Raw genomic sequence first — 4,549 nt, forward strand, 5'->3', positions numbered from 1 at the left:
CAGGCGCCGGGCATCGGTCAGTACTACGGCGTCCAGGGGATGACCTGGCGAGCCCCGCCGATCCTCGACAACCCGTCGGAGAAGCGCCGCATCAACGGTCGCACCTATGAGCTCTTCTTCGACGGGGACCGGTTGCGCCTGGTCGCGTGGCGCACGGAGCGCGCCGCGTACTGGGTGCACAACACCCTCCTGCAGTCGCTGACCAACACGCAGATGCTCGGAATCGCGACCTCGCTGACCCGCGTGGGGGCGAAGTAGGGCGCTCGATCGCTACCCTTCCCCGCCTCATGGCAGACCGAGAGCCCATCGGCGTCATCGGCACCGGCTACGTCGGACTCGTCACTGCGGCGGGTTTCGCGGAGCTGGGCAGCGACGTCCACTGCATCGACATCGACGCCGGAAAGATCGAGCGGCTGAAGAACGGCGAGGTGCCGATCTACGAGCCCGGCCTCGCCGAGATGATCGCGCGCAACCGCGAGCGCCTGCACTTCTCGACGGACATCAGCGACGCCCTCGGCGCCGCCCGGCTGCTGTTCGTCGCGGTCGGCACGCCGCCGACCTACAGCGGGGACGCCGACCTGTCGGCCGTCCACGCGGTCGTGGCGTCCATGCCGGCGTCCGACGAGCACGCCCTGGTCATGAAGTCGACCGTCCCGTGCGGGACCGGCCGCAGCATCAAGCGGCTCTTCGAGGAGCAGGGCAAGAGCGGCTTCCGCTACGTCTCCTGCCCCGAGTTCCTCAAGGAGGGCTCGGCCATCGACGACTTCCTGCGGCCCGACCGCGTCGTCGTCGGTGACGACGGCGACTGGGCCGGCGACGCCGTCGTCGAGCTGTACCGCCCGCTCCTGACCGCCGAGCACGGCGGGGAGGGTCCGGGCGAGCTCGTCCGCACCGACATCGCCAGCGCCGAGATGGTCAAGCTCGCCGCCAACGCCTTCCTGGCGACGAAGATCTCGTTCATCAACGAGATCGCCAACGTCTGCGAGGAGACCGGCGCGGACGTCATCGAGGTCGCGAAGGGCATGGGGCTCGACACCCGCATCGGCCCGAAGTTCCTGCAGGCGGGGATCGGCTTCGGCGGTTCGTGCTTCCCGAAGGACGTCACCGCGCTCAAGCAGCTCGCCGGCAACAGCGGCTACCACTTCCAGCTGCTCAACTCGGTCATCGAGGTCAACGAGCTCCAGAAGCGGCGCGTGATCGGCAAGCTCGAGAAGCACCTGGGCGGCCTGGTCGGCAAGCAGATCGCGCTGCTCGGGCTCGCGTTCAAGCCCAACACCGACGACATGCGCGAGGCCTCCTCGCTGGTGCTGTCGGCACGGCTGCAGGCGGCCGGGGCGCGCATCAGCGCGTTCGACCCCGTCGCCGAGGAGGAGGCCCGCAAGCTCATCACCGGCGTGCGCTTCGCCGGCGACGCGATGGACGCGGTCCGGGACGCGGACGCCGTGGTCCTCGTCACCGAGTGGGGCGAGTTCGGTGAGCTCGACTGGCCGGCGGTCGCGGACGCGATGGCGGGCACCACCGTCATCGACGGACGCAACTTCCTGGACCCGGCCGCGGTCACCGCGGCGGGGCTCGTCTACGAGGGCATCGGCCGGGGCTGACCAGCAGATGCAGGCGGTGATCCTGGTCGGCGGCGAAGGCACGCGGCTGCGACCCCTCACCTCGGGCATCCCGAAGCCGATCGTCACCCTCGTCGACCGGCCCTTCATGGCGTACATGCTCCAGTGGCTGCACGGCCACGGCGTCGACGACGTGATCATGTCCTGCGGGTTCCTCGCCACGAAGGTCAAGGAGGTCCTGGGCGACGGGTCGGACTACGGGATCTCGCTGCGGTTCGTCGAGGAGCCGGAGCCGCGCGGCACCGCCGGCGCCCTGAAGTACGCGGAGGAGTTCCTCCAGGACCGCTTCCTGATGCTCAACGGCGACGTGCTGACCGACGTGGACATCGGGGCCCAGATCGCGCAGCACGAGCGGTCGGGCGCGACCGGGACCCTGGGCCTCGTGCCCGTCGAGGATCCGTCGGCCTACGGCCTCGTGCTCACGGAGCCCGACGGCGAGGTCACCGGCTTTCTCGAGAAGCCCGGGCCCGACCAGCTCGACGGCGTCGACGACTACCTGATCTCGGCCGGGATCTACGTGCTCGAGCGCTCGGTGCTCGACCTGATCGAGCCGGACCGCAAGGTGTCGATCGAGCGCGAGGTCTGGCCGGAGCTCGTCGGCGACGGCCTGTACGGCTACGCCGACCGCGACGCCTACTGGCTGGACATCGGAACGCCCCAGCGCTACCTGCAGGGCACGGTGGACATCCTCGCGGGCGAGGTGCGGACCGGCGTGCTGGACCGCCTGCACGACGGCCTGGCCGTCGACGGTGAGGTGGACCCGTCGGCCACGGTCCTCGCGCCGGCGATCATCGAGGCGGGAGCGCGTATCGCGGCCGGGGCGACGGTCGGCCCCGGGGCCGTCGTCGCCTCCGGTGCGCGGGTGCAGGCCGGTGCGGTCGTGGAGCGCAGCGTCGTCCTCGACGGGGCCGTCGTGGGCGAGGACGCCGTCGTCCGCGACGCGATCGTCGGCCCCCGGGTCACGATCGGATCCCGGACCGTCGCCGAGCAGGAGACCGTCCTGGGCGAGGGCGTGCAGCTCGGAGGGGACAATCTCCTGAGCCGAGGTGTCAAGGTGTTCCCCGGGGCGACCGTCGGCGACGGCGCGATCCGGTTCTGAAGGCGTGATCCCAGGTATGGGCAACGAGGCGGAGAAGGACGAGATGGGAACGACGGAGCAGCTCTCGCTCGACCGCGCGACGGTCACGCGGATCGACACGAGCGATCAGATCACCGACATCCTGGCGCTGCCCGAGCACCTGCGCGACGCGCTGTGGAAGGCGGAGTCGGCGAACCTCGGTAGCTGGGACAGCCCCTCCGGGCTGGTCGTCGCCGGCATGGGCGGCTCGGGCATGGGCGGTCTGCTGGCGCGCGCCATCCTCGGCGACCACGCCGTCCGGCCGATCCTCACCACACGGGACTACGGTCTGCCGCCCTGGACGACGCCGGACACGACCGTCCTGTGCACGAGCTACTCGGGCAACACCGAGGAGGTGCTCGCCTGCTACGAGGCAGCGGGAGCCCTGGGCGCGCACCGCGTCGTCGCCACGACCGGGGGCAAGCTCGCCAAGATGGCGCGCAAGGACGGCGTCCCGGTCATCCCGATGGCGGGGGGCCTGCGCTCCCGGGCGGCGATCGGCTACGTGACGGTTGCGGCACTCGAGGTGGCTGCCGCCTGCGGCGCCGGTCCGCGCGTCGCCTCGGACCTCGACGTCGCCTCCGAGCACCTCGAGGAGCTGGTCGTGGCGTGGGGGCCCGACGGCCCCGAGGACGGCCCCGCCAAGTCGCTGGCCCGCGCGCTCGCCAACACGGTTCCCGTGATCGCCGGGTGCGGCACGACGGCGCCGGTCGCCTACCGCTGGAAGAGCCAGATCAACGCCAACGCCAAGCGGCCCGCGTTCGCCCACGAGCTGCCGGAGCTCGACCACAACGAGATCCAGGGCTGGGAGGGCACCGACGGCCTCGGGCCGTTCAGCGCCGTGTTCTTCGACGATGCCGACGCGCACCCGCGGATGAGCGGGAGGGTCGAGCTGACCCGGCAGCTGGTCGAGCCGCACGCGGCGTCGACCCACATCGTCTCGTCGATCGGTCACACCGCCGCCGAGCGGGTGTTCTCGCTCGTCCTCCTCGGCGACCTCGTCTCGTTGTACCTCGCGGTGCTCCGGGGCAAGGATCCGGGGCCGCTGCCCTCGGTCGAGCAGCTCAAGGGCGAGCTGGCCGCGTCGTAGCGGGAGGGCGCACCGGCCCTCCCAACCTTGACACGATCGTGGTAAGGTTGCCGCCGGATGGACGCGCTGACCATCAACGAGGCGGCGGAGACCACAGGCTGGTCCCCGCGCATGCTGCGCTACGTGGAGCGACTCGGGCTGATCGAGCCCGCACGCTCCGGTGGCGGCTACCGCCTCTACGGACCCGCCGAGCTCCAGCGGCTGCGCACCCTGCGCGAGTTGCTGGACACCCATGGTCTGGGGCTCGGCGAGATCGGTTTCGCACTACGCCTGCGCCGCGACCGCACCCTGCGGGACGCTGTGGAGGCGTGGTTCGAGGCCCAGCCCGCGCGTCCTGAGCACGTCCCTGCCAGCGACTGGCTGAGCTGGGAGCAGGACAAGCACTCGAGGCTCCTGGCCGCGGCCGGGGCGCCCCGCACCTGAGACGACCGACAAGGAACCGATGAGCACCAGCACCGTTCTGTCCCCGAGCGACTACAAGGTCGCCGACCTCTCCCTCGCCGCCTACGGGCGCAAGGAGATCCAGCTCGCCGAGCACGAGATGCCCGGCCTGATGAAGACCCGCGAGGAGTTCGGCCCCTCGCAGCCGCTCAAGGGCGCCCGCATCATCGGGTCGCTGCACATGACCATCCAGACCGCAGTCCTCATCGAGACGCTGACCGCGCTCGGCGCCGAGGTCCGCTGGTGCTCGTGCAACATCTTCTCGACCCAGGACCACGCGGC

General features: G+C 71.0%; 5 protein-coding genes and 1 pseudogene. All 6 read left to right on the forward strand.

Features of this window, described 5'->3' with window-relative positions:
* Positions 1-258: pseudogene (locus ABYE80_RS17445) on the forward strand (LytR family transcriptional regulator); the annotation flags it as partial.
* A gap of 29 nt (positions 259-287) precedes the next feature.
* Entirely contained in the window at positions 288-1,601 is a 1,314-nt protein-coding gene (locus ABYE80_RS17450) for a UDP-glucose/GDP-mannose dehydrogenase family protein (RefSeq protein ID WP_372791581.1), read from the forward strand.
* 7 nt (positions 1,602-1,608) lie between these two features.
* Positions 1,609-2,718 (forward strand): sugar phosphate nucleotidyltransferase, encoded by a 1,110-nt coding sequence (locus ABYE80_RS17455; protein ID WP_372791582.1) that lies wholly within the window; start codon positions 1,609-1,611, stop codon positions 2,716-2,718.
* Positions 2,719-2,722: 4 nt separating this feature from the next.
* Positions 2,723-3,826 (forward strand): bifunctional phosphoglucose/phosphomannose isomerase, encoded by a 1,104-nt coding sequence (locus ABYE80_RS17460; RefSeq protein WP_372791583.1) that lies wholly within the window; start codon positions 2,723-2,725, stop codon positions 3,824-3,826.
* 57 nt (positions 3,827-3,883) lie between these two features.
* Positions 3,884-4,249, forward strand: a complete 366-nt coding sequence (locus ABYE80_RS17465; RefSeq protein ID WP_372791584.1) for a MerR family transcriptional regulator — start codon at positions 3,884-3,886, stop codon at positions 4,247-4,249.
* Between the two features lie 19 nt (positions 4,250-4,268).
* Positions 4,269-4,549 (forward strand): adenosylhomocysteinase (locus ABYE80_RS17470; protein ID WP_372791585.1); only part of this gene is annotated, 281 nt, incomplete at its 3' end.

This window comes from Paraconexibacter sp. (genome assembly GCF_041602235.1).
In the GTDB taxonomy this organism is placed as follows: domain Bacteria; phylum Actinomycetota; class Thermoleophilia; order Solirubrobacterales; family Solirubrobacteraceae; genus Paraconexibacter.